At 69.9% G+C, this 763-nt stretch carries 1 protein-coding gene; it reads right to left on the bottom strand.

Features of this window, described 5'->3' with window-relative positions; translation table 11 throughout:
• On the bottom strand, nucleotides 1-763 hold a 763-nt coding region (locus IE226_RS43710), incomplete at both ends, for an alpha-amylase family protein (RefSeq protein WP_268251330.1).

The raw sequence follows: 763 nt of genomic DNA, 5'->3' as shown, positions 1-763 counted from the left end.
CTTGGTGTTGCGCCAGGTGAAGTACGTGTAGGACTGCTGGAAGCCGATCGCGGCCAGGGTGCGCATCATGGCCGGGCGGGTGAAGGCCTCGGCCAGGAAGATGACGTCGGGGTCGGTGCGGTTGATGTCGCCGAGCACCTGTTCCCAGAAGACGACGGGCTTGGTGTGCGGGTTGTCGACGCGGAAGATGCGCACGCCGTGGTCCATCCAGAACCGCAGCAGGCGTACGGTCTCGGCGACCAGGCCCGGCATGTCGCGGTCGAAGGCCAGCGGGTAGATGTCCTGGTACTTCTTGGGCGGGTTCTCTGCGTAGGCGATGGTGCCGTCGGCGCGGTGCGCGAACCACTCGGGGTGCTTGTGCACCCAGGGATGGTCGGGGGAGCACTGCAGGGCGAAGTCCAGGGCGATCTCCAGGCCGAGGCCGGCGGCGCGGTGCACGAAGGCGTCGAAGTCCGCCAGGGTGCCCAGGTCCGGGTGGATGGCGTCGTGGCCGCCCTCGGGGGAGCCGATGGCCCAGGGCACGCCCACGTCGTGCGGGCCGGGGGACAGGGAGTTGTCGGGCCCTTTGCGGAAGGTGGTCCCGATGGGGTGAATCGGCGGCAGGTAGACCACGTCGAAGCCCATCGCGGCGATCGCCGGGAGCCGCTCGGCGGCGGTGCGCAACGTGCCCGACCTGGGCGGCTCGCCCTCCTTGACGATCGCGCCCTCCGAGCGCGGAAAGAACTCGTACCAGGACCCGAACAACGCCCGCCGACGCTCCACG

The sequence above is a fragment of the Streptomyces longisporoflavus genome (assembly GCF_014649775.1).
Lineage (GTDB): Bacteria > Actinomycetota > Actinomycetes > Streptomycetales > Streptomycetaceae > Streptomyces > Streptomyces longisporoflavus.
Note: the sequence above shows the minus strand (reverse complement) of the source record. Positions and strands in the feature narration are given on the sequence as shown.